Origin of the sequence: Sphingomonas lacunae, assembly GCF_012979535.1 — a bacterium.
Lineage (GTDB): Bacteria > Pseudomonadota > Alphaproteobacteria > Sphingomonadales > Sphingomonadaceae > Sphingopyxis > Sphingopyxis lacunae.
Genome location: NZ_CP053015.1, coordinates 2,656,266 through 2,681,643 on the forward strand (window position 1 = coordinate 2,656,266; position 25,378 = coordinate 2,681,643).

The 25,378-nt window shown below is 61.2% G+C and carries 24 protein-coding genes; 9 read left to right on the plus strand and 15 right to left on the minus strand.

Annotated features, from left to right (window positions below; genetic code table 11):
• Nucleotides 1-15: 15 nt before the first annotated feature.
• Nucleotides 16-618 (minus strand): outer membrane protein, encoded by a 603-nt coding sequence (locus GV829_RS12680; RefSeq protein ID WP_169947192.1) that lies wholly within the window; start codon nucleotides 616-618, stop codon nucleotides 16-18.
• Entirely contained in the window at nucleotides 615-1,478 is an 864-nt protein-coding gene (gene serB / locus GV829_RS12685) for a phosphoserine phosphatase SerB (RefSeq protein ID WP_169947194.1), read from the minus strand. The genes GV829_RS12680 and serB overlap by 4 nt, the downstream gene beginning before the upstream one ends.
• Here serB and miaA point away from each other — a divergent pair.
• The 7 genes from miaA to GV829_RS12720 all read left to right on the plus strand — a co-directional run bounded on the left by miaA (nucleotide 1,468) and on the right by GV829_RS12720 (nucleotide 10,594).
• Nucleotides 1,468-2,424: a tRNA (adenosine(37)-N6)-dimethylallyltransferase MiaA gene (gene miaA / locus GV829_RS12690; RefSeq protein ID WP_169947196.1), complete on the plus strand. Its 957-nt coding sequence runs from the start codon at nucleotides 1,468-1,470 to the stop codon at nucleotides 2,422-2,424. The genes serB and miaA overlap by 11 nt on opposite strands.
• A gap of 166 nt (nucleotides 2,425-2,590) precedes the next feature.
• Nucleotides 2,591-4,336 (plus strand): acetolactate synthase 3 large subunit, encoded by a 1,746-nt coding sequence (locus GV829_RS12695; RefSeq protein ID WP_246203120.1) that lies wholly within the window; start codon nucleotides 2,591-2,593, stop codon nucleotides 4,334-4,336.
• A 3-nt stretch (nucleotides 4,337-4,339) separates the two neighbouring features.
• Nucleotides 4,340-4,855, plus strand: coding sequence for an acetolactate synthase small subunit (gene ilvN / locus GV829_RS12700; RefSeq protein ID WP_169947201.1), 516 nt, complete (start codon nucleotides 4,340-4,342; stop codon nucleotides 4,853-4,855).
• A 145-nt stretch (nucleotides 4,856-5,000) separates the two neighbouring features.
• The gene (gene ilvC / locus GV829_RS12705; RefSeq protein ID WP_169947203.1) at nucleotides 5,001-6,041 is read left to right on the plus strand and encodes a ketol-acid reductoisomerase; all 1,041 of its coding nucleotides are present in this window, start codon (nucleotides 5,001-5,003) and stop codon (nucleotides 6,039-6,041) included.
• 245 nt (nucleotides 6,042-6,286) lie between these two features.
• On the plus strand, nucleotides 6,287-6,913 hold the full coding sequence (locus GV829_RS12710; RefSeq protein WP_169947206.1) for a YceI family protein: 627 nt from the start codon (nucleotides 6,287-6,289) through the stop codon (nucleotides 6,911-6,913).
• A 230-nt stretch (nucleotides 6,914-7,143) separates the two neighbouring features.
• Entirely contained in the window at nucleotides 7,144-8,802 is a 1,659-nt protein-coding gene (leuA, locus tag GV829_RS12715; RefSeq protein ID WP_169948349.1) for a 2-isopropylmalate synthase, read from the plus strand.
• Nucleotides 8,803-8,899: 97 nt separating this feature from the next.
• Nucleotides 8,900-10,594: an amidohydrolase gene (locus GV829_RS12720; RefSeq protein WP_212612127.1), complete on the plus strand. Its 1,695-nt coding sequence runs from the start codon at nucleotides 8,900-8,902 to the stop codon at nucleotides 10,592-10,594.
• On the opposite strand, the gene GV829_RS12725 is transcribed toward GV829_RS12720, so the two are convergent.
• The 3 genes from GV829_RS12725 to GV829_RS12735 all read right to left on the minus strand — a co-directional run bounded on the left by GV829_RS12725 (nucleotide 10,591) and on the right by GV829_RS12735 (nucleotide 14,503).
• On the minus strand, nucleotides 10,591-11,943 hold the full coding sequence (locus GV829_RS12725; protein ID WP_169947208.1) for a PepSY-associated TM helix domain-containing protein: 1,353 nt from the start codon (nucleotides 11,941-11,943) through the stop codon (nucleotides 10,591-10,593). The genes GV829_RS12720 and GV829_RS12725 overlap by 4 nt on opposite strands.
• Nucleotides 11,944-11,953: 10 nt before the next feature.
• Nucleotides 11,954-13,981 (minus strand): TonB-dependent receptor family protein, encoded by a 2,028-nt coding sequence (locus tag GV829_RS12730; RefSeq protein ID WP_169947211.1) that lies wholly within the window; start codon nucleotides 13,979-13,981, stop codon nucleotides 11,954-11,956.
• Between the two features lie 126 nt (nucleotides 13,982-14,107).
• Nucleotides 14,108-14,503 carry a hypothetical protein gene (locus GV829_RS12735; RefSeq protein ID WP_169947213.1) on the minus strand — a complete coding sequence of 132 codons (396 nt, stop codon included), beginning with the start codon at nucleotides 14,501-14,503 and terminating at the stop codon, nucleotides 14,108-14,110.
• Between the two features lie 182 nt (nucleotides 14,504-14,685).
• Between GV829_RS12735 and GV829_RS12740 the strand changes: the two genes are divergently transcribed.
• Entirely contained in the window at nucleotides 14,686-15,660 is a 975-nt protein-coding gene (locus tag GV829_RS12740; protein WP_169947215.1) for an NAD(P)H-dependent flavin oxidoreductase, read from the plus strand.
• On the opposite strand, the gene GV829_RS12745 is transcribed toward GV829_RS12740, so the two are convergent.
• The 9 genes from GV829_RS12745 to GV829_RS12785 form a co-directional block, all read right to left on the minus strand.
• Nucleotides 15,644-16,201 carry an AHH domain-containing protein gene (locus GV829_RS12745; protein ID WP_343042830.1) on the minus strand — a complete coding sequence of 186 codons (558 nt, stop codon included), beginning with the start codon at nucleotides 16,199-16,201 and terminating at the stop codon, nucleotides 15,644-15,646. The genes GV829_RS12740 and GV829_RS12745 overlap by 17 nt on opposite strands.
• A complete protein-coding gene (locus GV829_RS12750; RefSeq protein ID WP_169947220.1) occupies nucleotides 16,144-16,983 on the minus strand; it encodes a hypothetical protein in 840 nt (279 codons plus the stop codon). Before GV829_RS12750 ends, GV829_RS12745 begins: the two co-directional genes overlap by 58 nt.
• Nucleotides 16,984-17,074: 91 nt before the next feature.
• The gene (locus tag GV829_RS12755) at nucleotides 17,075-19,039 is read right to left on the minus strand and encodes a potassium transporter Kup (protein WP_246202880.1); all 1,965 of its coding nucleotides are present in this window, start codon (nucleotides 19,037-19,039) and stop codon (nucleotides 17,075-17,077) included.
• A gap of 88 nt (nucleotides 19,040-19,127) precedes the next feature.
• Nucleotides 19,128-19,781, minus strand: coding sequence for a tetratricopeptide repeat protein (locus GV829_RS12760; protein WP_212612128.1), 654 nt, complete (start codon nucleotides 19,779-19,781; stop codon nucleotides 19,128-19,130).
• Complete coding sequence (locus GV829_RS12765) at nucleotides 19,778-20,182, minus strand: cytochrome c-type biogenesis protein (RefSeq protein ID WP_246202882.1); 405 nt, start codon at nucleotides 20,180-20,182, stop codon at nucleotides 19,778-19,780. The genes GV829_RS12760 and GV829_RS12765 overlap by 4 nt, the downstream gene beginning before the upstream one ends.
• A gap of 59 nt (nucleotides 20,183-20,241) precedes the next feature.
• Nucleotides 20,242-20,796, minus strand: coding sequence for a DsbE family thiol:disulfide interchange protein (locus tag GV829_RS12770; protein ID WP_169947224.1), 555 nt, complete (start codon nucleotides 20,794-20,796; stop codon nucleotides 20,242-20,244).
• Complete coding sequence (locus tag GV829_RS12775; protein ID WP_169947226.1) at nucleotides 20,793-22,754, minus strand: heme lyase CcmF/NrfE family subunit; 1,962 nt, start codon at nucleotides 22,752-22,754, stop codon at nucleotides 20,793-20,795. Before GV829_RS12775 ends, GV829_RS12770 begins: the two co-directional genes overlap by 4 nt.
• On the minus strand, nucleotides 22,751-23,248 hold the full coding sequence (gene ccmE / locus GV829_RS12780; RefSeq protein ID WP_169947228.1) for a cytochrome c maturation protein CcmE: 498 nt from the start codon (nucleotides 23,246-23,248) through the stop codon (nucleotides 22,751-22,753). Before ccmE ends, GV829_RS12775 begins: the two co-directional genes overlap by 4 nt.
• Before the next feature lie 7 nt (nucleotides 23,249-23,255).
• Entirely contained in the window at nucleotides 23,256-23,417 is a 162-nt protein-coding gene (locus GV829_RS12785) for a heme exporter protein CcmD (RefSeq protein ID WP_169947230.1), read from the minus strand.
• A gap of 509 nt (nucleotides 23,418-23,926) precedes the next feature.
• Here GV829_RS12785 and GV829_RS12790 point away from each other — a divergent pair.
• Nucleotides 23,927-24,457: a hypothetical protein gene (locus tag GV829_RS12790; protein ID WP_169947232.1), complete on the plus strand. Its 531-nt coding sequence runs from the start codon at nucleotides 23,927-23,929 to the stop codon at nucleotides 24,455-24,457.
• A 45-nt stretch (nucleotides 24,458-24,502) separates the two neighbouring features.
• Here the strand turns inward: GV829_RS12790 and ccmC are convergent, their stop codons facing one another.
• Nucleotides 24,503-25,219: a heme ABC transporter permease CcmC gene (gene ccmC / locus GV829_RS12795; RefSeq protein WP_169947234.1), complete on the minus strand. Its 717-nt coding sequence runs from the start codon at nucleotides 25,217-25,219 to the stop codon at nucleotides 24,503-24,505.
• Nucleotides 25,220-25,378 lie beyond the last annotated feature (159 nt).

The following is a 25,378-nucleotide window of genomic DNA, read 5'->3' on the forward strand; positions in this document are numbered from 1 at the left end:
CACGGCCCTGGGGTTTCAGAAACGCAAGCCGACCGCCAACACACCCTGGTGGCGGTAAAGCCCGTCGTGGAAATTGGCGTAGCGATACTCACCGCGCAGCAGCCAGCGGCGTGACAGTGTCAATTCCACACCGGCACCCGTGTAAAAACCGTCGAGCGCTCCGGGTCTGGTGAAGCTGTGCAGATCAGTGCCGCTGCCCTGATAGCTGACTGATAGGCGGGTGTTGGCATAGCCACCCTTGGCATAGGCCGACAGGTTGGTGATGACCGGCAAGCCGACGCGCAGGCCGCCGCTGATGTCGAGGCCGTAGGCCACGCGGATGACATCGCCCGGCGCGGCATAGTCGCGCATCGTTTTGTCAGCGTGCGAGCTGCCCAGTTCCGCCTCAACACCGAAAAACCAGCCCGGACGCTGCCAGTCATGCCCGATGGCGATGGCTGCCATCGTCTCCGGGCCGTCCTTGTCGGGCAGTTCGCTGGCATCGTAACCCGCCATGATCGCGGCCCAGCTGGCGGGGCGCGGATCAGCCGGGCCGGTCAAACCGTGCGCTTCCGCAGGCGCTGCGCCGATCATTGCGGCGGCAGTCAGCAGGATGCCCGAGACAAGCAGCTGCTTCACACGCTCCATTGCTCCATCGGGATACCCTGTGCCCAGAGCAGCGAGGTCAGATTGCCGTGACGGACAGCCGCGTCAGCCGCCCGGACGGCAGCCGCATGACCATGATAGGCGACACCCAGCCCGGCGGCCTCGATCATTGGTACATCATTGGCACCATCGCCAATCGCCAGCACATCCGACGGGGTGATACGCAGAGCAGCGCACTCGGCATGGAGGGTGGCGAGTTTTGTGCCACTGTCCACGACTGGCTCGATCACCTTTCCTGTCATATTTCCATCTTTAATTTCAAGAACATTGGCTATTGCCTTATCAAACCCTATCAACTCGCCGACCGGTTCGGCAAAGCGGGTGAAGCCGCCCGAGACCAGCACGCAGCGCGTGCCATGCGCCTTCATCGTGCGGATGAGTTCGCGTGCACCGGGCATCGGCCGGACGCGTTCGGCTAGGCACAGTGCGATGACCTCTTCCGACAGGCCCTCAAGCAGCGCCACGCGTTCGGCCAGCGCGGAGCGGAAGTCGAGTTCGCCCTGCATGGCGCGCTCGGTAATCGCGGCGATCTGGGGCTTGATGCCGGCATAATCGGCCAGCTCGTCAATGCACTCGACGGTGATCATCGTCGAATCCATGTCGGCGATGAGCAACGTTTTGCGCCCACGTGCCGTTGCTGGCTGAACAAAGACGTCCCATGCCGCAAGCTGTTCCAGCGCGGCGCGAACCGCGCCAACATCGCCCGAACAGGCAATGTCGACGGCAAAACCGTCAACCACGGGACCTGCCGTGCCACCGACAGCGTCACAAGCGGCAGAAATGTCTCCAACCGCTATGCCATGCGGTGCTACGAGCGTTGCTATGAGTGTCATTCGTCCTCCGAAGGTCGCGCTTATCGCGGGACCGACCGCCAGCGGCAAGAGCGCATTGGCAATCGCGCTGGCAAAATCACTGATGGCGGCGGGACGCGAGGCGTTGATCGTCAATGCCGATGCCAGCCAGGTCTATGCCGATATTCCGATCCTGTCGGCCGCGCCAACCGCTGCCGAACAGGCCGCTGTGCCGCATGCGCTGGTCGGACATGTGGATGCGTCGGTCAACGTCAATGCGGCGATGTGGGCAGCGGAGGCGCGCGATGCCGTCATGACGTCATGCGCAGAGGGCGTCGTGCCGATCATCGCGGGCGGCACCGGCCTTTACATCAGGACTCTGATTGATGGCATTGCCCCGGTTCCCGACATTGACCCGAACGTCAGGGCAGCGGTCCGCGCCTTGCCCCCCGCCGAAGCCCATGCCCGGCTGGCACCACTTGACCCCGTAGCGGCGGCTAAGCTGCCGCCGACTGACCGGACCCGGGTGCAGCGGGCGCTGGAGGTGGTGCTGTCCAGCGGGCGTACTCTTGGCGACTGGCAGCGAGAAATGGTCGGAGGGATTGGCGGTGAGGTCAGCCTTGAACCCGTTGTGCTGCTGCCGCCTCGCGACTGGCTCAAGGCGCGTTGCGACCAGCGTCTTGACGTCATGATGGCAGCGGGAGCGCTCGCCGAGGTGGGCAGATTGATAGCACGCGGGCTTGATCCGGCCCTGCCGGTGATGCGAGCGATTGGCGTGCCCGAACTGGCCACGCATTTGGCGGGTGAGATGGATCTCGATGCGGCGGTGACACAGGCCAAGATCGCCACCCGCCAATATGCCAAACGGCAATATACATGGCTGCGCGGCCAGTTGCCGCAGAACTGGCAGCGGGACGGACGACCACTTAATGATTCGCTTGTTGACGAAATTGTAATTAAATTACGTCAAAGGCTGTTGACAGATTAGATTATGCCGCCTATCCGGCGCGGCCATATCGTGCTAGGGCGTCTCCGTTCACAAGAACCGACGGATACCCCGAGTGCCCAGCCAAGATTGACCTTTGACCATGACAGCGCCCTTCTCCACCCCCGCCTCCGGCCCTGCTGCCGGCCAGACCGACACCCCGCGCGAAATGTCGGGCGCCGACATCATCGTGCAGGCATTGGTGGACCTCGGCGTCGACACGGTGTTCGGCTATCCGGGCGGCGCCGTGCTGCCCATCTATGACGCGCTGTTCAATCATCCGTCAATCAAGCACATTCTCGTCCGTCACGAACAGGCGGCGACCCATGCAGCCGAGGGATATGCCCGTTCGACCGGCAAGCCAGGCGTCGTGCTCGTCACCTCCGGTCCCGGCGCGACCAATGCGGTTACCGGCATCACCGATGCGCTGCTTGATTCGATCCCGATGATCGTGCTGACCGGTCAGGTGGGCACGCAGCTGATCGGCACCGACGCCTTCCAGGAATGCGACACGGTCGGCATCACCCGCCACTGCACCAAGCATAATTATCTCGTCATGGACCCGGCGCGGCTCGGCCCGGTGATTCATGAAGCCTTTTACATCGCCACCAACGGCCGTCCCGGGCCGGTGGTCATCGACATTCCCAAGAATGTGCAGGTGGCGACTGGCGAATATGTCATCCCCGATGTGCTCGAGCACAAAAGCTACCGCCCGCAAGTGGAACCCGATGCCGCATCGATCGAGGCAGCCGTCGCGCTGATCGCCTCTGCAAAGCAGCCGATTTTCTACACCGGTGGCGGCATCATCAATGCCGGGCCGGAAGCCAGTGCGCTGCTGCGCGAACTGGTCGAGGCGACCGGCGCACCGATCACCTCCACACTGATGGGGCTCGGCGCCTTTCCGGCAAGCGATACGAAATGGCTCGGCATGCTGGGCATGCATGGCACCTATGAAGCAAATCTCGCGATGAACCGGGCGGACCTGATCATCGCCATTGGCTCACGCTTTGACGATCGGGTGACCGGCCGGCTCGATGCTTTTTCGCCAAACAGCAAGAAGATACACGTCGATATTGACAGAAGCTCGATCAACAAGATCGTCCATGTCGATTGCCCGGTGGTCGGTGATGCGCGCAGCGCGCTGGCCGCTATGCTCAAGGAATGGAAAGCCAAGGGCTACAAGAAGCAGGACCTGGGCGAATGGTGGCGGCGTATCGACGGCTGGCGCGCGGCGCGCTGCCTCGACTTCCCCGAGAATGCGGCCGCCGATGCCGAGATCATGCCCCAGCGCGCGGTCAAGGCGCTGTATGAGGCGACCCGCCATCTCGACCCGATCATCACCACCGAGGTTGGCCAGCACCAGATGTGGGCGGCACAGCATTTCGGCTTTGACGAACCCAACCGCTGGCTGACCAGCGGCGGGCTCGGCACGATGGGCTATGGCTTCCCCGCTGCCAATGGCGCGCAGATTGCCCACCCCGACCGTCTTGTCATCTGCATTGCTGGCGAAGCGTCCCTGCAGATGAACATCCAGGAGATGGGCACGGTCAGCCAATATCGCTTGCCGGTGAAAATCTTCATCCTGAATAATGAGTGGATGGGGATGGTGCGCCAGTGGCAGGAGCTGACCTATGAGAGCCGCTATTCAAACAGTTACAGCGACTCCCTGCCAGACTTCGTCAAGCTGGCTGAGGCCTATGGCTGGACCGGCCTGAAGGTCGAGCGGCTGGGCGATCTGGACGCAACGATCAAGACAATGATCGAAACGCCGGGTCCGGTGATCGTCGATTGCCGCGTGGCCAAACTCGCCAATTGTTTCCCGATGATCCCGTCGGGTGCCGCCCATACCGAAATGCTGCTCCAGCCGAGCGACGTCACCGGCACGATGGACGATGAAGCAAAGGCGCTGGTGTAAGTCATGAAAATTGCCAAACAAATGGCCGAGCGCCACGTCCTTGCCGTCACCGTCGATAATGAGGCGGGGATCCTTGCCAAGATCACCGGCCTGTTTTCGGCACGCGGTTACAACATCGAAAGCCTGACGGTGGCAGATATCAGCGCCGACCATGCGCTGTCGCGCATCACTATCGTCACCAATGGCCCACCTCCTGTGATCGACCAGATCATCGCGCAGCTCGACCGGCTGGTGCCGGTGCATAGCGTCACCGACCTGACCGATCAGGGCGCGCATGTCGAACGCGAGATCGCACTGGTGAAGGTCGCAGGATCAGGTGACAAGCGGATCGAGGCGCTGCGCATGGCCGATGTTTTCCGCGCCAAGGTGGTCGACACCACGCTGACCAGCTTCATTTTCGAGATTACCGGCACGTCGGACAAGGTCGACCGCTTCATCGCGCTGATGCGCGAATGCGGACTGGTCGAGGTCGGCCGCACCGGTGTGGTCGCCATCGCCCGGGGAGCGGAAGCGGCCTGAGGATTTCACGGGTTCAACCAAAAATATTTTCACCTTCGTCATTCCCGCAACAGCGGGAATCCAGCTGATGACATTGCCCATGGCACCGTCAGGTGACGGACCCCGGCCTTCCGCGGGGGTGACGAGCAGCAAAAGGAACAGGCACATGCAGGTTTATTACGACAAGGACACCGATCAGGAACTGATCAAGTCAAAGAAGGTCGCGATTGTCGGATACGGCAGCCAGGGCCATGCCCACGCGCAAAATCTGCGGGACAGCGGCGTCAAGGAGGTAGCGATTGCGCTGCGTCCCGGTTCGGCAACCGCCAAGAAAGCCGAAGCCGCCGGCTTCAAGGTGCTGTCGAACAAGGAAGCGGCCGAATGGGCCGATGTCGTCATGATCCTCGCGCCCGATGAATATCAGGCGAAGATCTATGCCGACGATCTTGCCACCAACATGAAGCCCGGTGCCGCGCTCGCCTTTGCCCACGGCCTCAACATCCACTTCGGCCTGATAGAGGCGCGCCCCGACCTCGACGTGTTTATGGTTGCACCCAAGGGCCCGGGCCACACGGTGCGCAGCGAATATCAGCGCGGCGGCGGCGTCCCTTGCCTGATCGCCGTGGCGCAGGAAGCCGAAGGGGCTGCTGCCAGCGGTAATGGCTATGCCAAGGCGCTCGCCCTTTCCTATGCATCAGGCGTTGGTGGCGGCCGGGCGGGCATCATTGAAACCAATTTCAAGGAAGAGTGCGAAACCGACCTGTTCGGTGAGCAGGCTGTTCTCTGCGGCGGCATCACCCACCTGATCCAGGCGGGCTTCGAAACGCTGGTAGAGGCCGGTTATGCTCCGGAAATGGCCTATTTCGAATGCCTCCATGAGACCAAGCTGATCGTTGACCTGCTATACGAAGGCGGCATCGCCAACATGCGCTATTCAATCAGCAACACCGCCGAGTATGGCGACATCACCACTGGCCCACGCATCATCACCGCCGAAACCAAGGCCGAAATGAAGCGCGTGCTGGCCGACATCCAGTCGGGCCGCTTCGTCAAGAACTTTGTCCTCGACAATCAGGCTGGCCAGCCGGAGCTGAAGGCCGCACGCAAGGCCGCAGCCGCTCACCCGATCGAACAGGTCGGGTCCAAGTTGCGCTCCATGATGTCGTGGATCGGAAAGAACAAGCTGGTGGACAAGGCGGTCAACTGATCGCTTTGTGCTGCTGGTACCCAACAGCGGGGGCGGTCCTTCGGGGCCGCCCTTTTTGCTTGGGGAGGAATGGGAGGCAGGCCAGCCCTCCAAAGCGCTTGATACGGGAGGTCTGCCGAAAAGACGGACGACATCATGGCTGCGCCATTCCTGGAAACGATCCGTTACGATTGTGGCCACTTGCTGCACAGGGCGAGGAAGCGCATCATGGTGGGAAGAGAGACAAATTCGAGGAGCACCCGACCATGCGCAAGCGTTTCATCCTGACTGCTGCCCTGCCCTTTGCCCTCATCGCAGGAGCAGGCACGCTGGCCGCGCAAAGTGCGCCGTCGCTGCCCGGTGTTGCCGATACCGGACGGGTCACGAGCGGCACCTATGCGCCCGATGCGGGACACACGCTCATAGGCTGGAAAGTCGATCATTTCGGGTTCAACGATTATTTCGGCCAGTTTGGCAATGCGACGGGCACACTGGTGCTGAACAAGGAAAACCCTGGCGCATCGACAGTGGACATCACCATTCCGGTCGATTCACTGAGCACGGTCAGCGCCGGTCTCAATCGCCATATGGCGACGGCGGATTTCCTTGATGCCGCCAACCATCCGACTGCGCGCTTTGTTTCCCGCCATGTCATGGTCAACGGCAATCAGGCGACGATCCATGGTGAGTTGACCCTGCGCGGGGTGACCCGGCCGGTGACGCTCGAGGCACGCTTTGTCGGCGCCGGAACCAATCCGATGAACCGCAAGGAAACCGTCGGCTTCCATGCGACGGCCAGCATCAAGCGCAGCGAGTTTGGCATGACCTATGCCGTGCCGATGGTCAGCGACAATGTGGACCTGACGATCTCCGTGGCGTTCGAAAAGCAATAAAAGTTCGCTCAGAGTCGAAAAAACGCAAGGCTGCGGTCGTGTCAGCACTGGACAGCGCTGCGGCCTTGCGCCTAAAGACGCGGGCAATGATCCGCTCCGGTCTCCTTCTTCTGCGACTTACACGCCCTTGGGCGTGAGATGGGCTGCGCGCGGGGCGCGCGGACAACGACCCAAGGGTGAACCTGCCGACCAGCACATCCCTTTCTGATGCAGAAGATTGACACATGACCATGCTCAAGGATCCTTCGGTCAAGTACCGACCCTTTCCCCAGATCAACATTCCCGACCGCCAATGGCCCAACCGGACCATCACAAAGGCGCCACGCTGGCTGTCGACCGATCTGCGCGACGGCAACCAGTCGCTGATCGACCCGATGAGCGCCGACAAGAAGCGGCGCTTTTTTGACCTGTTGTGCAAGGTCGGCCTGAAGGAAATCGAGGTTGGCTTCCCTTCCTCGGGCGCGACCGACTTTGACTTCATCTCGGGACTCGTCCGGTCGGGCGCGGTGCCTGATGATGTAACGGTGCAGGTGCTGACACAGAGCCGAGCCGACCTGATCGCCACCAGCTTTGACAGTCTGGAAGGGGCGAAAACCGCCATCGTCCATCTCTACAATGCGGTCGCACCGATGTGGCGCAAGATCGTGTTCCAGATGGAGCAGAGCGAGATCAAGCAGATCGCCATAGACGGTGCCAAGCTGCTCCGGGACAATGCCGCGCGGCTGCCCGGCACAGACTGGCGATTTGAATATTCGCCCGAATGTTTCTCCACCGCCGAACTGGATTTCAGCCTCGAGGTGTGCAGCGCGGTGATGGACGTGCTGCAGCCCACCGCTGAAAAGCCTGTCATCTTCAACTTGCCGGCGACGGTCGAGGCGGCGACACCCAATGTCTACGCCGACCAGATCGAATATTTCAGCCGCAACATCCCCAACCGGGAAGCGGTGGTCATCAGCCTGCATACCCACAATGACCGCGGCACCGGCGTGGCGGCTGCGGAACTGGGCGTGCTGGCCGGTGGTGACCGGGTCGAAGGCTGCCTGTTCGGCAATGGCGAGCGGACCGGCAACACCTGCCTCGTCACGGCCGCTCTCAACTTATATACTCAAGGCGTTGATCCTGAGCTGGATTTCTCTGACATTGATGAGGTGATCCAGACGGTTGAATTTTGCAACCAGCTGCCTGTCCATCCGCGCCATCCCTATGGTGGCGAACTGGTCCACACCGCCTTTTCGGGCAGCCACCAGGACGCGATCAAGAAGGGCTTTGCCGCACAGGCGGCGCGCAATGACCAGCTGTGGGAAGTGCCCTACCTGCCCATCGACCCGGCTGACATCGGTCGCAGCTATGAGGCGGTAATCCGTGTGAACTCGCAATCCGGAAAGGGTGGCGCGGCCTGGGTTATGGAACAGGACCATGGCCTGAAGCTGCCCAAGAAGTTGCAAGCAGATTTCAGCCGCGATGTGCAGGAACTGGCCGACAGCAGCGGACGCGAGCTGGTTTCCGCCGACATATGGCAAGCCTTTGAGAGCGCCTATCTCAGCGAGGAAAGCCGCAAGTTCCAGTTGATCGACTGGCAGGAGAATCACAGCGGCGCCGATCGCATCTTCGTCGGCTCGATCCGGGTCAATGGCCAGGAATCGCGCCTGTCCGGTCGGGGCAACGGCTTGATGTCGAGCGTGATTGCCGCCTTGTCGGAAGCCGGCGGTCCTGACCTCGACATCGTCGATTATTCGGAACATGCCATTGGCCATGGCAGCGACGCGCGCGCTGCCGCCTATGTTGAGTGCAGGACCAGCGACGGGCGCAGCGTGTTCGGCGCCGGCATTGACCCGGATGTTGCCACCGCCAGCGTGCGGGCGCTGTTGAGCGCGGCCAACCGCGTGTGATTTGTCTGATTCGTCGGGCTTCACAGTCCCGGCGAATAGGCTAGTTTGCGACGGCTCCGATGGTCCGTGAGAGACCGGGGCGTGTCAGGGAGAGATTATGCGCGTGATGATGACCGCCATCGGGTTTGCAGTGGCCGGTGCAACTGCAGCCAATGCCCAGGAGCGGCCGACCCTCTACAGCGGCGGTCCGATCATCACCATGGAGGGTGAGACTCCGCATCAGGCGGAGGCCGTTGTGACCCAAGGCGGGGTCATCCGTTTTGTTGGTCCGCGCACTCAGGCTGAAACCCGTTTTGGTGGGGAGCTGGATCGAGTGGAACTGAACGGGCGGACGATGCTGCCCGGGTTGATTGACGCGCATTCGCATTTCGGCATGGCCCTGATGCAGGCCGGCGGTGTCAATCTCGGCAGCCCCCCGGTCGGGCCAGTGAGCGATGTGGCCGGACTGATCGCAACGATACGCAGCCACATTGAACGCCAGTCCATCCCCGCTGGCAGCTGGGTGGTCGGCTGGAACTATGACCAGAGCCAGCTGGCTGAGGCGCGGCATGTGACACGGACCGAACTCGATGCCGCCTTCCCCGATCACAGAATCGTCATGCTTCACGTGTCGATGCATGGCGCAGTGCTCAATGGCGCGGCGCTGACCGCGTCAGGCATCTCGGCCGCGACAGCCGACATTCCCGGCGGCGTCATCGGCCGTGACGCCGATGGCGAACCCAACGGCCTGCTCATGGAAACCGCCATGTTCAGCGCCATGGCTCATCTGCCCCAGCCAACCATGGAGCAACGGCTGGCAGCACTGGAGGCGGCGCAGGCTGCCTATTTCGCGCAAGGCTATACCCATGCGCGGGAGGGTGCGGCGCAAATGGCAGATATCCGGTTCCTGACCAGCGAGGGCGCCCGCGCCCGGCTGCGCATCGACATGTCGATCGAAGCCCTGTTCACGGAACTGCCGACGCTGCTCGCCAATCCGGTCCAGCCCTTTGGGGAGTGGCGGGACCATGTGAAGCTGCAGGGGGTCAAGTTCATCCTCGACGGATCGCCACAGGCACGCACAGCCTACTTCAGCCGCCCCTATCGCCACGGCGGACCGAACGGCGAACGGGACTGGCACGGCACGCCGATTGTCGATCAGGCTACGTTCAATGCGCTGGCCGCGCAGGCCCATGGCGCGGGATTGCAGCTGTTCATGCACGCCAATGGCGATGCCGCGATCGACATGGCGGTGACAGGGCTGGAAGCACTGGGCATACGGGCAGCCGACAACCGCCGCCCGGTGGTAATACATTCGCAGTTCCAGCGGCTTGACCAACTGCCCCGCTATGCGGCGATTGGGGTGGGCCCCAGCTATTTTACCAACCACACCTTTTTTTGGGGCGATGTCCATGTCGACAATGTCGGTGAGGCCATGGCGAGCGGTATCAGCCCACTGGTTGCCGCGCGGGCTGCAGGCCTGCATGTGTCCAACCACAGCGACTATCCGGTGACCGCGCTCGACACGCGCTTCATGCTGTGGTCGGCGATGGCGCGAACGTCACGCAGCGGCCGAGTGATCGGTACCGATCAGCGAGTCGATGCCTATGCCGCGCTGCAAGCGCTGACGACGGGGCCGGCATGGCAGTTGTTCGAGGAAGATCGAAAGGGACGCATTTCCGAGGGGTTGCTGGCCGATTTCGTTATCCTCGACCGCAATCCGCTCGAAACGCCGGTGGACGCCATCCGTTCGATCAGCGTGGTAGCGACGATCAAGGATGGCGTTACCGTCCATGGTGGCCTGTCTCGGGACTAGGCAGAAGCGGGCTTGTTCTCCCAGCCGATCACATGATCCACCAGCGCGACGATGATCAGCGAAATCAGCATCATCGGCAGGAAAAGGGCGGGGATGACAACCAGCAGCAGCAAGCCTCTGCGCCGGCTGGTTGGCAGTGGGGGCGCGTCAAGACCTGATCCAGGAGTCCGGCGGCGCCACCACATGATGCTGCCGCTGATCGCTATGGCTATCAGCGCCAGGCCGGTCAGGACGCCAATCAGCTGATTCACCCAGCCGAAAAGCTGGCCCTCATGCCAGGCAATGCCATAGTTGATCACCCGGTCGATTGGATGCTTGTCGGCAAATCCCTGCCGGCCGGTCACAGCCCCGGTCTGCGCATCATAGGTGACGGTGCGAATAAGCGGACGATTCTGTGCTTCGCTGGACAGTTTCCAATCCGGGCCATTGGGCGGCCCGAAACGGGAGGGCGCATGGGGCGGCTGGATGATCACCGGAAAGGGGAGCCTTTCCCGTTCGGACAAGGCCACGATGCTGGCGAAATTCTGCCCTTGCGTCATCCGGCTATCGGCTGGGGACGCCGTGGATGCGTTGCCGCCATGATGGTCATGAGCGGCATGACCTGGCGCGGCTTCAACCACCATGCCGCCCTTCCAATCCTGTGATCCCTGATTGACCCAGCCAGCCTGTTGCCTGACCATCCTGAAAGCCGTGGCCCACCCATCGGTCCAGGGCAGGCCACTGACCAGCAAGACCAGCGCGAGACCCGACACCCAGAAACCGGTGACGGCATGAAGGTCGCGCCACACCAGACGCTTGCCAGCCGCAGACAATCGAGGCCAAACAACGCCAGCCAGCCCCCTGCCGCGCGGCCACCAAAGGTAGAGGCCGGAGAGAATCAGCACAATGGCCCAGCTGGCTGCGGTTTCGACAAGCAAGCCGCCGGCCCGGCCAAGCAGCAGCGATCCGTGAAGCCGTTGCAGCCAGTTGCTCCAACGTTGATCGGGATTGATGATGACCGTGACCTGGCCGGTTGCGGAGACGAAGACCTCCCGTTGTCCGCCACCATCTGGCAGGTCAAGCCAGACGGCAGCTGGCTCACCCACGCCGCGCGGCAGGCGATAGGACCTCAGCGTCGCCCCAGGCGCGACAGCCAAAGCTGCCGCGACCTGTGCATCGGGCGACGCCACAGGTGCACCGGATTGCAGCGGTGGACCGCGCCACGCACTTTCTTCCCAAGCGTCAATCTGGGGTTTGAACAGAAAAAGACTGCCGGTTGTAGCCAGCAACAGGATGAAAGGTATGACGAACAGGCCAGCATAGAAATGCCAGCGCCAGATCATCCGGTAGAGCGTGGAGCGGTCCATCATCGACCTCCGCTCAGAAGCGCATCCGAACGCCACCAAAGACGGCTCGGCGCTCGACTGGCTGATAGATTGCAGAGGCAGCGGTAGCCGTTATGACCGCACTGATGTCACCAATCGCCTTCTTGCCGGTCAGGTTGCGGGCATCAAGAAACAGGTCGATGCCATCAGCAATCTGTGCACCGGCCGAAAGGCCGAGCAAGGCATAGCCACCGGTGCGGGTCGTGTTGCGATAATCGGCGACACCACCATTGGGCACCCATTCAACATTGGGTGAAACGTGCAGCGAGTCTGCGCCAATCCGCAGCTGGGCACGATAAACATGGCGGGGAACGACCGGCAGACGATTGTTGCCGAACTGGGCATCATTGCGGAAGCGGAAATCGGAATAGCTGTAAGCTTGTCTAAGACGCAGCCATTCGGTCGGCGCAATGTCCAGACCCACCTCTATACCCTGGTGCAATGTCCGGTCAGCATTGAAGGTCGCCGCCGGGATGCCTGTGCCGGGGCTGACTACATATTGCAGCATTTCATCGCGCAATGTCGCGCGGTAAGCGGCGATATCCCAGCTGACAATGCCCGCCTCGCCGCGCGTGCCAATCTCGGCTGTCCATGCCCGCTGAGGCTTGATTGTGCTGATCAGCGTGCTCGTTGTCCCGACCGTCTGAAAAACCTCGCCAAACCCAGGGAACTCAGCCGACCTGCTGTAATTGGCGAAGAACTGGATCGAACTGGCCGGTTCGAACAGCACACCGAAACGGGGCGAGAAGGTATCGAAACTGATTCCGCCATTTTGCGCCGGACTGGCTGAAAAGTTGATAGTACGGCGGCGGAATCCGTCGGCATAAATGCCGCCGGCGATAAGCGAGAGATGATCGACCGGTCGGACCCGCACTTCGCCATAGAGGCTTGCAGTCCGCGCTTCCTGTTGGGCATCGAAGGTAATGGCGCCGCGCCGGCCGGCCAAATTGACAAATTGGCGCGCTCTGGTGGAACCGCGGCGATACTCTCCACCGAGGGTCAGCGACAGGGGCCCTGCCTCATGTTCCAACCGGGCAAAACCGCCGCGGTCTTCCGAATTCTGGTCGATCACCTGAAAAATAGGGTGATAGAGCGATTTAAAGTTGCCGAAAATACCAACGTCGAGACGGGTCGCACCCCAATCAAAGCTGGTCCGGTTTTGCAGCCTGATCGAATCAATATCGCGCGCCTGATTACCTGCCAACGCCGCAGGAGCGGCGGTCCGCGGCGCGGTCAATGCCACGGCTTGCGTCAACGCACCCGGCAAACGCTGATTGATATTGTTGAAGCTGACATAAAAACGTGTCGAGGCAACAGGTGAAAGGGCAAGTCCCACATTGCCGTGAAACCGCAACGAGCGCCGTTGGGCGTTGAGGCGGTCGCCATCGGACGTGTCTGCGCTGATCGCTCCCCACGCGTCGACCCTATCGTCTGCCACTCCCATCGCCGCAAGGCCACGAGCGGTGTTGAAACTGCCGCCGTCGGCACGCAAATAGAGACCTTCTGCAGTGCGGCCCGTCGGAGTCACACCATTGATCGCACCGCCAAGCGTGCCCGAACCGAACCGCAAAGCATTGGCGCCGCGATAAACGGCAAGATGATCAAAGAAGATTGGTTCCAATTCCTGGAAATCGCCATTGTCATCGGCAAGGTTGATCGGGATACCGTCCTGCAACAGCGTCAGGCCGCGCATGTGAAAGCCACGCGATATACCCGATCCACGGATCGAGATGCGCACTTCCTGGCCATAGCGCGGCTGGAGGTACACGCCGGGCGAGAAGGCAAGCACATCGCGCAGTGATACGGGCATTCGGTCTGCATAGTCGCGATAGCTGACGACATCAGTACCGCCAGCGGTGGATTCAGCCTGCTGTTCTGCAGCGCTGGTCTGTGTATCCGCAGTGACGATGATCACCGATCCGTCACCGCTGCTGTCTTCGACAGCTTCGGCAGAGGTGTTGGCAATGGCAGGGTTGGCCGCACAGAGCAGCGACGCGGCAAGCGCGAAACGGGAAATAGTCATGTTCGAATCTCATCTGATTTTGCCGGCCGGTCAGGTAAGGCCATCAGGCAGGCAGGAATTGGAAAGCCGACATGGACCGGCCTGCCCGATGGAACTGGCCGTCAACAGGTCGGAAATTTCATGGGATCAGATGAGAGCGGGTGGGCCCCGCAGCGGCGGCGTCTGGAAACGGAGAGACCGCCGCTCGGGCACCGATACCGGAGCAAAACCCAGAGCGAGAATGAAGGCAATGGCCGTGGCCAGCAGGAAAGGATCAGCCCCGCCCAAGGTCAGCTGATCAGCAGCCCCGGCATGGCAGGCATGTCGGTCAACCGCATTCTTCTCCGCATCACGCGGCTGTTTGGGAATGGTAATCATGGTCTGCTGACCTGCCATCCCGGAACAGACGCTGACGGTGAAGCTGTCGCTTGTAGGTGACAGCATGTAGCCAGCAGGCAAAAACGCCTTCATCGCCAGCGCCAATGCCAGCATGATCGCAAACACTGAGCGATGACGCAGGAAAAAGATGCGCAGGCGGAACATTTGGCAGCGGCTAGCAAAAGCGCACGGACAAATAAAGGCCTGAGCAGCCGCAAAATCACCTGGGTTGTCACTAAGCGGTCGAGACCACGGCGTATGCCGGAAGCGGCTTGCACTGCTTTCCGTTTACGTTAAGGTGAGCCAATCGGTCGCGAAACGGCCCCCGGACATTCCACGGAGAGATCATGCCCCTGCCCGCCATTTTCGACAAGCTGCGCCTGCCGGTCATCGGTTCACCGCTGTTCATCATCTCTACCCCTGAACTCGTCATCGCACAGTGCAAGGCAGGCGTGGTCGGATCGTTCCCGGCGCTGAATGCGCGTCCACAGACCCTGCTCGATGAATGGCTGCACCAGATTACCGAGGAACTGGCGGCTTGGGATCGGGACAACCCCGATCAACCGTCGGCCCCCTTTGCGGTCAACCAGATCGTCCATCGTTCGAACAACCGGCTCGAAGGCGATCTCGCCATCTGTGAAAAGTGGGCGGTGCCGATCACGATCACCTCTTTGGGTGCGCGTGAAGAACTGAATCAAGCGGTGCATGGCTGGGGCGGCATCACGCTGCATGACATCATTGACAACCGCTTCGCCCACAAGGCGGTGGAAAAGGGCGCAGACGGCCTGATTCCGGTGGCAACAGGCGCTGGTGGCCATGCGGGCACCCAGTCGCCTTTTGCCCTGATGCAAGAAATCCGCGAATGGTTTGACGGACCGATTGCACTGTCCGGCGCAATTTCAAATGGCCGCTCGATCCTCGCTGCACAGGCGCTGGGTGCTGACTTTGCCTATATCGGCACGGCCTTCATTTCGACCGAGGAAGCAAATGCGGTCGATGGCTACAAAAATGCAATCGTTGAAGGGGACGCTGCGGGCATCGTTTATTCAGACCTTTTCACAGGCGTTCACGGCAACTACCTGCGTTCATCAATTGAGGCTGCGGGCATGGACCCCGACAATCTGCCAAAGGGTGACATCAGCACGATGAACTTTGGTTCGGGTGGCAACACTGAAGCCAAGGCGTGGAAGGACATCTGGGGCGCCGGACAGGGTGTCGGCGCGATCAAGAATGTCACGAGCGTCGCTGAACTCGTGGCCCGTTTTGAGGGTGAGTATCACGCGGCCTATGATGCGTTGGGTCCGCTCATCCGTCGGCGCTGACCGGCAAGTTGACGCCGTGCAGCGCGCCAATCGCGGCATCGAGCTGGCTATAGTCCTGAAACAGACGCAACGGGTCCCGACGGTTGAGCTGCACCAGCCGCGGGCCCGCGCCGGACAGAATATGCGCCAATACCCGCTGCAAGCGGCATAATCGCCGAAGGGCAAGCAACTCACGCTGGGAAGCAGAAAGCCCCTGTCCCCCTGACCTGATCCGTTCGACACGCGCCGCCACAACCTCGGTGTAACGCGGGTGGGGGCCACGATGCAGGGCGGATCCGGTACGCCAGGCCAATCGTTCCTCGGCCGGAAGCCACAAGCAATTGGCTTGGCGATCAGTCAGGCGAAATCCGACAGGACCAAGAGAAGCCAGAAACTGCGCTATTTGCGCGCGCCGGGCCAAGGCCAAGGGAAGCAGGTGATGATGCTGATAACCGGTCTTTGCCGGGGCAATGACATCTGGACCGCGGGATGCCCGCCTGACCATCAGCGATTTTGCCAACCGCTGATGGTAACCGGCAACCACCAATGCCCGTCTTGCCATGCCAGCGGCGCGATACTTACAGTTTCTCCTGCTATGAGACCGGGCAAGTCGACCGGCCCCGACGGATCGCCGTTGAGCAGTGAGTCTATTGCCAAACGCGCCGCACGCCGAACCACCTCCTGTTCCGGCATATCAGCAGGGGCATCCACCATCATCTCAAAACCCGAGAACCAGTCAAGGCCACGGGTGCTCACGTCCAGCCTGCGGCCTGAACTGGCCACGCTTGCAACAAAGGCGATAAGGTGCAGCACGGGAGGCAGGCCGGTTGCCTCCATCGCGGTGACAGCCTGTGCCAGCGCATCAACCGCACTCCACAAACGAGCAGGCTGCCAATAGAGATGACGCGCCCCGACAAAGGGCGCCAGCAGCGCTGCAAGCGCACATAAACGCTGCGTTTCCATCGCTCGATCCAACGATGGTTGACCATGTTCCAAAGCGATTACTGCGCTGCCCACTGCGGCCATGTGCGGCGGCAACTCTGCCACACTCTTGGTTGTCCGTGTGGCATCTCGCGACAGGCTGTCATCAAGCATCGCCCGCGCTGCGCCCCCCTGAACCATGTCTATGCGGGCATCGCCAAAGAGAAGCCGTACAGGTTCCCCTCCCATTTCCGGGAGGGGAAGGGACAGCAAACCCAGGCGAAGCAGCAGATCGCTCCATTGGGCGGGTTGGCTTATAGCGGCCTCTGCCCGTTCCGGATCACACAGCATGAACAGCCGCCCCGGTCCATTGGCTGGAATCAGGGGGGGCAGTTGGCCGGGCAGATCGTCTGGCAACGTCATGGCAGTGACATGGCTGGCCCATTCGCCAGCCGGATGCCAGTGAATTCCTCTTCATTGCCTCGGGATTGGAGCAATCCCCGAACAGGCAAGGTCAGATTTCCACCTGGCTGCCCAGTTCGACCACCCGGTTTGTTGGCAGACGGAAAAACTCCATCGCGCTTTCCGCATTGCGCAACATCCAGGCGAAGAGCTTTTCCCGCCACAAGGCCATGCCCGGCCTTTGCGCGGCAATCAGCGTTTGTCGCGAGAGGAAGAAGCTGGTGTCAATCATCCGGAACTGTGGCCCACAATTCTTCACATTAGCGAGCGCGACAGGAACATCAGGCGTCTGCATGAAACCGTAGCGCAAAATGACCCGATGGAATCCCTGCCCAAGATCTTCGACTGCAAGCTGCTTGTCGTCATCGACATAGGGCACGTCCTTGATCTGGACGGTCAGCAGGATGATCCGTTCATGAACCACCTTGTTATGTTTGAGATTGTGCAACAGGGCGTGCGGCACACCCTGCGCGGTCGACGTCATGAAAACAGCGGTGCCGGGAACGCGGATGGCGCTGTTCGCTGCGCTTTGCACAAACAGGCTTACAGGCATCGACGCCTCGGCCATGCGATCATGCATCAGTTTGCGCCCGCGCGCCCAGGTGGTGAGCATGGTGAAGATCACCCCGCCAATCAGCAGCGGCGCCCAACCGCCATCAGGCACCTTGGTCAGGTTCGCGCCGAGATAGGCGAAATCAACGATGAAGAAGATGATCAGCAGAGGCAGGGCATAATAGAATTTCCAGCGCCACAGGTTGAACAGCACAACCACCAGGAGGAACGTGTCGATGGTCATCGCGCCGGTCACCGCAATGCCATAGGCACCGGCAAGGTTTGTAGACGACTGGAACGTCATCACCAACAGCAAGACCATGATCATCAGGCCCCAGTTGATGCTGGGGATGTAGATCTGGCCTGCCGCCGTTTCGCTGGTGTGCTGAATCTTGAGCCGCGGAATGAAACCGAGCTGGATCGCCTGCTGGGTGAGGGAAAAGGCGCCGCTGATCACCGCCTGGCTGGCGATGATCGAGGCAAGGGTCGCCAATATGACCAGCGGCAACTGGAAGCTTTCAGGTGCCAGCAGGAAGAAGGGGTTTTTGATCGCTTCCTGAGCTTCGGCAGGTGTGAGAGCCATGATCATGGCGCCCTGCCCCAGATAGTTCAGCATCAACGCCGGCAAGACAAAGGCCAGCCAGGACACCCGGATGGGATTGCGGCCGAAATGTCCCATGTCGGCATAGAGCGCCTCAGCCCCTGTCACTGCGAGCACGACCGATCCCAGCGCGAGAAAAGCCAGCCAGCGGTCGGTCAGGAAGAACTGGAAGGCGTACCAGGGATTCAGAGCCATCAGGATTTGAGGATGATCGACGATATGGCCGATCCCCAACACTGCCAGGGTCAGAAAATAGATGAGCATGATCGGGCCAAACAAGGCCCCGACCTTGGCCGTCCCGCGCGCCTGGATGAAGAACAGGAAAAGCAGAATGCCGATAGCAATAGGCAGCACCAGCGGTTCGAACCGCGCTTCCACAACGGTCAGGCCTTCTACCGCGGACAATACGGTCATCGCTGGCGTGATCATGCTGTCGGCATAGAAAAGCGCAGTCGCAAAGACGCCGAGCAGGATGATGGAGGTCGACCAACGCCGTGTGCCGCCGGTTTCACGGTTGATCAGCGCGAGCAGGGCCAGGCTGCCGCCCTCCCCCTTGTTGTCAGCACGCATGATGACCGACACATATTTGATCGTCACCACCAGCATCATCGACCAGAAGACGAGGCTCAACACGCCGTAGATGTGCAGCGCATCGGGAGCGAGCGGGTGATGGCCGGCAAAGGTCTCGCGGAAAGCATAGATCGGACTGGTCCCGATATCGCCAAACACGACACCGACCGCTCCGACCGCCAGTTTCACAAAAGGATCGCGCCGGTGACCACCAGCCGACTCGAGCTGATCATCCCCATCATGTCCGGGCCCCATCGGGGACTGGGCAGATTCCTCAAGGCCTTGTGCGGTCATGCCGCAACTCCGCTATCAACCGCTGCCGCTTGGACAGCGGGCGCGCCTATCACGCGCGCTGGCTCGATTCAATCGCCATTACGCGGCGTCACCGGACCGGCACGCCAGCGGCATCAGTCGGAGAAGAAGATGCCGCCGGAGGTAGCATCTGTAGCCGACCGCTGAGATCCTCACGCCATGGGGCGCCCGGCGGGGAGCGGTCAAGCAGCGCCTGCCACACTCGTCGCGCGCCCTCTATATCTCCCGACTGCGCCAGTCCCAGTCCGGTGAAAAAGGCCGGTGCAGGATGTTCAGGGTCGAGCTGCGCTGCCCGCTGAAACGCCATTTCAGCCGCCGGCGTGACCATGCCATTGCCATGCGCGACCAGCGCGTTGCCATAACCTACCCACAAATCAGCATCGCGCGGATGCTGTCGAAGTCCACTTTCCAGCGCAATCGCCGCCATCTGGCTGTTGCCGGACCTGAGCATGCCATCGGACAATCCCAGCCACATAGCCGCAGGACCCCGCACATTGGCCAAACCATTGCGCGGATCGCGCATCGCCTCGCCAAACCCTTCCAACTGGGGGGGCGGCTTCGACGCACCGGGCATTGAAGGGCTGCCGAGCAGGAAATAGGCCGAGAGCCCAAGCATGATCACAGCCGCCATCGGCAAGCGCTGTGACGGTGCTATCCGCCCGCCGAAAGCAATGGCCGCCCAGACCAGGCCGCCAACCAGAAGAGCGACGCCTATCATTATCATGCCGCGTCCCCCTGACCCTTGCCGGATTGATCCTTTCCAGCATCGCGCCGCATCCGGCCGATCGCAAGCCAAAGGCCAAAGGCAAGCGCCAACAACGGCGCGATGTAGAGGATCAGCGTATCCATCCCCAAGGGCGGATCATAGGTCACCCAATTGCCATAGCGGTCGATCAGAAACTGGCGAATGGCATCCGGACTTTCCCCCGCCGCAATCTTTTCCCGAACCTGGCTGCGCATATCGCCGGCAAGCGGGGCATCGCTGTCGGCGATCGATTGTCCCTGACAGACGAGACAGCGCAGTTCTTCCATCAGCAACTTGGCCTTGGCCTCCTGTGCCGGATCCTCAAGCTGCTGATAGGCATAGGGTGCCGGCGGCAGACGGTTCTGCGCCGCGGCGGTCATCGGCAAAAGTGTCAGACAAAACACCGACACAGCAACGAAACAGGCAAAAAGGCGAAGCATCAGCGCATGGCCTCCAGCTTCGCAATCAGTTCATCTACCTGTTCAGGCAGGATCACCCCTTGGATCTGTTCGCGAATAACGCCACGTCCGTCCACAAGAAAGGTTTCGGGCACACCGGACGAACCCAGCGCGATCTGCACCTCGCTACGGTCATCTGCGCCGATGCTGGCATAGGGGTTGCCGTGTTCGGCAAGAAAGCGCTGCAAATCATCGCGCCGGTCCCGGATGGCAATGCCTTCGATGATGACACCGCGGCGACTCAATTCCTCAAGCACCGGAGCCTCCACCTTGCACGGAATGCACCAGCTGGCAAACACGTTGATCAGGCGCGGGCGGCCATCACTGAACACCCTGCTGGACAGTCCTGGCCGCTCAGGCACCGCTGCCGTCAGGGCAAAGGTCGGCACCGGCTTGTTGATCCATTGTGACTGGATCGCCTGTGTGTCACCACGAGTCAGGCCCCAGACGAACAGGACACCGAGCACAGCGATAACCGCCAGAGGTGCCCAACTGATCCAGCGGGAAGAGGACGGCGGCGTCTCCAACTCGCTCATCGTCCATATCTCCCGTTCGGGATGCTGCGGCTTTGCAATCTGGCGAACCAGACCTTGACCATTCGCACCGGCTGCATCCGGCCGATTAGCGCCAAGAGTCCGCCAAGCGCGATCAAACCGCCCCCTGCCCAGATCCACCAGACCAGCGGTTTCCACCACAAACGTAGCTGCCAACGCGGCTTTGCTCCATCTGTGCCATCGATCCGGTGACCCAACACCGCATAAAGCTGGCCATTCCAAGTCGTCAGCAGGGCTGCTTCGTTGGTCTCGGTCGACGGCTGGCTGAAATAGCGGGCCTGCGGCCGCATTATGTCTGAAGAACCGCCCCGACGTGCCGTCAGCACCGCTTCGACCGCTGTCCAGTTTGGACCAGCGACCGGCCGGATTTCATTAAAGGTAACCTGCCAATCACCCACTTCAACCCTGTCGCCGGGGCTGGCAGCAACCAGCCTTTCCTTGATGAAGGCCGTTTCGGTAGCCATTCCGGCCAGAGCCATGGCCACGCCGAAATGAGCGATTACCATGCCCCAGATCGGCAACGGGGTGCGCAGCAGATTGCGCCCGGCGAGCGGCACGAGGCTAACGATCGCGATCGCAGCCGCAAGCGCCAGCCCGAGCAACGGCAGGAGGCGCATGCCTGGCGCCAGCCAGACGAGCAGGCCGATGCCGAGCATTGTTACAACCAGCATGACCGGAGCCCAGCGCCTGACCTTGACCCCATCATCACGGCGCCAGCGCAGCAGCGGCCCAATCACCATGACGGCAAACAGGGGCAAGGCAAAAATCGCTGATACCGGGTTGAAATAGGGTGGACCGACGGAAATTTTTGACCCCATCGCCTCGGCCACAATTGGGGCCAGAGTGCCTGTCAGGACGACGACGAGGATAACCGAGAGCAACAGATTGTTGATCACCAGCGATCCTTCGCGACTGAGCAGGGCGAAACGTTTTCCTTCGGCCACCGCGCCGATACGCGCACCGAACAGTGCCAAGGCGCCGCCGATATAAAGGGCCAGCAGCGCAAGGATGAAGCTGCCGCGCTCCGGATCGACGGCAAAGGCGTGGACCGATGTGAGCAAACCCGAACGGACAATGAAGGTGCCTATCATCGACATCGAAAAGGCGACGACCGCCAACATGACAGTCCAGGCGCGCAGCGCATCGCGGTTGGCAGTGACACTGACCGAGTGCAGCAGCGCCGTTGCGGCCAGCCAAGGCATCAACGAGGCATTTTCCACCGGGTCCCAAAACCACCAGCCTCCCCAGCCCAGTTCATAATAGGCCCAATAGCTTCCGGCGGTGATGCCCAGTGTCAGAAATATCCAGCTGGCCAACACCCAAGGGCGCATGGCGCGCGCAAAGGCGGGACCGACATCGCGCGTGATCAAGGCACCGACCGCAAAGGAAAAAGCGACCGACAGGCCAACATATCCAAAATAAAGGGTCGGCGGATGGAATGCGAGACCCGGATCCTGCAATAGCGGGTTAAGACCCATACCTTCGGTCGCTGGCGCGGGCAGGCGCTTGAACGGATTGGAGACGAACAGCAAAAAGGCAAAAAAGCCCAGCGACAGGGCGCTCTGTGCAACCAGGGTCGCGGTCAGCGTGCGGGGTTTGAGGCGCTGTTCGAACAGGGCTACTGCCGCACCCGCCGCACCAAGCACCGAGAGCCATAGCAGCATCGAGCCTTCATGATTACCCCAGGCGCCCGAAATCTTGTAAAGCATCGGCTTGAGCGAATGGCTGTTACGCACCACCAGATCGACTGACAAATCCGTGACAATGAACAGCCAAATCAAGAGCAGGAACGCCAGGCCGGTAAGCGTACCTTGCGCAATGGCGAGCGGGCGGGCCGGCGACAGCGGCCCGCCACGTAACTCTACAACGCCCGTGTAAATCTGGAACAGCGCCAAGGCCGCAGCGATCCACAGAAAGACATGGCCGATTTCCGCGATCATTGGCCGGGCGCCCGTGCCGGAGCCGTCGCAGCGGCGGTTGGCGCGACCGGCGCGCCCCCATCCACGACGGTGTCAGTCAGATGTTCTGGCATCTCACCCATCTGTGGCGGCATGTAACGCTCGTCATGTTTGGCGAGTATTTTCTCGGCGACGAAGGTGCCGTCGGCATTGAACTGGCCATCGGCAACCGCGCCGGACCCTTCAGCGAAGAGATCAGGCACAATCCCTGTATATCGCACTGGCACAGATGCCTTGCCGTCTGTCAGACTGAACAGGATGGTCAATCCGTCGGCATCCTGGCGGAGAGTTCCGACTTCCACCATGCCACCCAAGCGGGCCGCCTCGCCAGGTGTGATCGTTGCCGCCTTGGCTTCCGAAGGCGTGTAGAAATAGGCGGCCTGATCACGCAGGGCAGCTGCGGCCAACAAACCGGCGCCAACCACGGCGACCAGCGCGAGGATGGCGAGAATGAGACGCTGCTGCTTGGGTTTCACTCGTGGCTCACTGCTGAGGCGGGGGAACAGGGGTTTCGCCACGGTCGCGCAGGCCATCCGCCTGCTGCTCGGCGCGGCGCAGGCGCATCCAGCTGTGCAACAGCACAGCCACCGTCCCCAGCGCGGTGACGGCATAGGCAGCGATGACAAAGTCCCACTGGCTGGTCATGGCGGTCGCTTTGCCGGACTGGCGTCAAACTGTCGAGAGCAGATCGACCGAATTTTTCGTTCCTGAAACAGGCGATGCCGTGACGGGCATCACGGACAAGTCCGGCCTGATCAACCAATAACCGCTTGTCGGCTGCGTGGGGGGGGCGGGGCGTTGATGCGATACATGATCAGGGCATTGGTTGCGACGGTCGTTATGGCCGACGTCGCATGGCCAGCGGTCGTTCAGGCCCAGGTGGAGGCCGCCGCTTCTGGGCGGATCCCTTGCTCCCCTCGCGATGGGTATCGCAATCCTGTTACCGGGGGCCGCTTGCCCCTTTGTCCGCCCGGGCAGATCACAACACAGGATGACATCATCAGCGCACGGCGGGAAATGGAACGCTACGAACGCGATTTAAACGAAGCCCGCCGTAACAGGACGCTTGACCCAGACATTTTGAGGGAAGCCGAGAAAGTAGATCGCGCCGCCCGAGTAGTGCTTGAACGCGCCGAACGCGCACCGGAGGGATCGTGAACGACATTTTGCCGGCCTTTGTCGATTTTTTCGATTTGGCGGTACCAACCTTCACCATCATTGCCGCAGTCACGCTATTGGCATGCTTGCTGATGTGGGCGGCAAATCGGGCAATCCACCGCCATCAAATCGGCCTCATCGGTGCCTTTGCCATAATTGGTGGGTGCCCCGGTCTGATCGCCGGCTATTCCCAACAGGAAATCGCAGGGGCCTTTCTCAGCGGCCTTATCACCATTGTCGCAGCGCTGGGCACCTATGCGCTGGGCAAGGAGTCGCTAGCGATTTACCGCCCCGCGATTCCCTTTGTCATAGCGGCGACCGCCTTCACGGCTGTTGGCGGTTTTGCCGCCGGCTCTTACGCCAAGAAGCAATGGCTTCTCTATGATCAAGGCGTGCAAGACCGTCGCGATGAGATGCAGATGGTCGAACTTCCGGTGGAAAGGGAACGACAGTTGCTCAATCTCCGCGCTTTGGCAGCGAAGCAAGCAGAGCCGGTATCGCGACAGGATTTGGACCGGATTCGATGACACAATGGATCGATCCGGCAGGGCCAGTCAGGACGCCCGCTGGGATCAACCCATCGCCATCCGGCGCAATCGCGCCTCGACCTTTGCCTCAGCCAATATGGTACGCATCCGCATCAGGACGATGGCGCCGAACAGGCAGGAAAAACCGAGCACGGTCATGCCCAGAGGCCAAAGCAGTTCGTTGGCGATCTTGCTACCGCCGACGGTGATGCTGGCCGGCTGGTGCAAGCTGTTCCACCAGACCACCGACCGGTTGATGATCGGCAGGTTGACCGCACCAACCACTGCATAAACCGCGGCGCCGCGGCTGATCGAGGCTTTATCCTCGTTGGCGTTGGCAAAGGCGATAAAGCCGAAATAGAGGAAGAGCAGAACCAGCATCGACGTCATGCGACCGTCCCATTCCCACCAAGTGCCCCATGTCGGCTTGCCCCAGATTGAGCCGGTGGCAAGGCAGATGGCAGTGAACAGGGCACCGGGCACTGCGATGGCCCGGGCCGAGACGCCGGCCAACGGATGACGCCAGACGAGTTGCACCAATCCGGCTATCGCGAGCGCCGACCATCCGCCCATGCCAAGCCAGGCAGCGGGCACATGGATGTACAGGATCCGTGCCGAATCCCCCTGCCGCGCTTCGGCAGGGACGACTGCTAGGCCGGCATAGGACCCGGCCACTATCAAAATCAGACCGACAATTGTCAGCAAAGGGGTGAGCGGGCGCGCGATTGACAGGAATCGCTGTGGATTGGCAAAACGGTGCATGGGCAACGCCTTTATTCCGTCCCCCTGCCAAGGTCCATTGATTTGGGACAATGGCACGCCGCAAAAACCCGAATCCCTTGGCGAGCCAATCTGTGTCGTCATGACGCAACAGCCCTAGGAAGGCACCGTGCGTGAGCGTGAGTTCCTCCAGCCTAAAAT

Bases quoted from the DNA above. Each gene is read 5' to 3' on its own strand.
- GV829_RS12725 (WP_169947208.1), bottom strand. From the start codon at position 11,943: ATGATGGACCGCTCCACGCTCTACCGGATGATCTGGCGCTGGCATTTC.
- GV829_RS12765 (WP_246202882.1), bottom strand. From the start codon at position 20,182: ATGACCGCCGCGGCGCAGAACCGTCTGCCGCCGGCACCCTATGCCTAT.
- GV829_RS12735 (WP_169947213.1), bottom strand. From the start codon at position 14,503: ATGTTCCGCCTGCGCATCTTTTTCCTGCGTCATCGCTCAGTGTTTGCG.
- GV829_RS12745 (WP_343042830.1), bottom strand. From the start codon at position 16,201: ATGGCAAGACGGGCATTGGTGGTTGCCGGTTACCATCAGCGGTTGGCA.
- GV829_RS12695 (WP_246203120.1), top strand. From the start codon at position 2,591: ATGTCGGGCGCCGACATCATCGTGCAGGCATTGGTGGACCTCGGCGTC.
- GV829_RS12720 (WP_212612127.1), top strand. From the start codon at position 8,900: ATGCGCGTGATGATGACCGCCATCGGGTTTGCAGTGGCCGGTGCAACT.
- GV829_RS12710 (WP_169947206.1), top strand. From the start codon at position 6,287: ATGCGCAAGCGTTTCATCCTGACTGCTGCCCTGCCCTTTGCCCTCATC.
- leuA (WP_169948349.1), top strand. From the start codon at position 7,144: ATGCTCAAGGATCCTTCGGTCAAGTACCGACCCTTTCCCCAGATCAAC.
- ilvC (WP_169947203.1), top strand. From the start codon at position 5,001: ATGCAGGTTTATTACGACAAGGACACCGATCAGGAACTGATCAAGTCA.
- GV829_RS12775 (WP_169947226.1), bottom strand. From the start codon at position 22,754: ATGATCGCGGAAATCGGCCATGTCTTTCTGTGGATCGCTGCGGCCTTG.
- GV829_RS12750 (WP_169947220.1), bottom strand. From the start codon at position 16,983: ATGACGTTGCCAGACGATCTGCCCGGCCAACTGCCCCCCCTGATTCCA.
- GV829_RS12730 (WP_169947211.1), bottom strand. From the start codon at position 13,981: ATGACTATTTCCCGTTTCGCGCTTGCCGCGTCGCTGCTCTGTGCGGCC.
- GV829_RS12785 (WP_169947230.1), bottom strand. From the start codon at position 23,417: ATGACCAGCCAGTGGGACTTTGTCATCGCTGCCTATGCCGTCACCGCG.
- ilvN (WP_169947201.1), top strand. From the start codon at position 4,340: ATGAAAATTGCCAAACAAATGGCCGAGCGCCACGTCCTTGCCGTCACC.
- GV829_RS12760 (WP_212612128.1), bottom strand. From the start codon at position 19,781: ATGATAATGATAGGCGTCGCTCTTCTGGTTGGCGGCCTGGTCTGGGCG.
- ccmC (WP_169947234.1), bottom strand. From the start codon at position 25,219: ATGCACCGTTTTGCCAATCCACAGCGATTCCTGTCAATCGCGCGCCCG.
- serB (WP_169947194.1), bottom strand. From the start codon at position 1,478: ATGACACTCATAGCAACGCTCGTAGCACCGCATGGCATAGCGGTTGGA.
- GV829_RS12770 (WP_169947224.1), bottom strand. From the start codon at position 20,796: ATGAGCGAGTTGGAGACGCCGCCGTCCTCTTCCCGCTGGATCAGTTGG.
- GV829_RS12755 (WP_246202880.1), bottom strand. From the start codon at position 19,039: ATGACCGCACAAGGCCTTGAGGAATCTGCCCAGTCCCCGATGGGGCCC.
- miaA (WP_169947196.1), top strand. From the start codon at position 1,468: ATGAGTGTCATTCGTCCTCCGAAGGTCGCGCTTATCGCGGGACCGACC.
- GV829_RS12740 (WP_169947215.1), top strand. From the start codon at position 14,686: ATGCCCCTGCCCGCCATTTTCGACAAGCTGCGCCTGCCGGTCATCGGT.